Raw genomic sequence first — 415 nt, 5'->3', positions numbered from 1 at the left:
CACCTGCGTCGCCCGCACCAATCCCAACCGAGGCGTCAGCGCCGCCCGCACGATGCGCCCCCCGTCCATGGGGAACGCCGGCAACAGGTTGAAGCCCCCCAGCACCACGTTGAGCATCGCCAGCGTGAAGAGCGCGAACTGCAACTGGAACAGCCCCAGGCCGTGCATCCCCCACGTCAGCACGCCCAGCACCGCCGCCAGCCCCAGGCTCGTCAGCGGCCCCACCAGCGCCATCACGGCCTCGTCCCGGGGACGCCTGGGCACCTCCGCCAGCTCCGACACGCCTCCCACAATCATCAGCGTGATGCCGTGCACCTCGCCGCCATGCCGCAGTGCATAGAGCGTGTGCGCCATCTCGTGCAGCAGCACGGACAAGAACAGCCCCACCGCCACCGCCAGCCCCCACGCCCACGAG

Annotated in this window: 1 protein-coding gene; it reads right to left on the bottom strand. The window is 70.6% G+C overall.

Annotated features, from left to right (window positions below; all coding sequences use genetic code 11):
- Window positions 1-415, bottom strand: a 415-nt coding sequence (locus tag D7X55_RS41805; RefSeq protein WP_199747455.1) for a site-2 protease family protein, incomplete at both ends; no start/stop codon positions are given.

Origin of the sequence: Corallococcus sp. AB049A (assembly GCF_003668885.1) — a bacterium.
GTDB lineage: Bacteria > Myxococcota > Myxococcia > Myxococcales > Myxococcaceae > Corallococcus > Corallococcus interemptor.
This window is presented reverse-complemented; position numbering and strand designations above follow the sequence as displayed.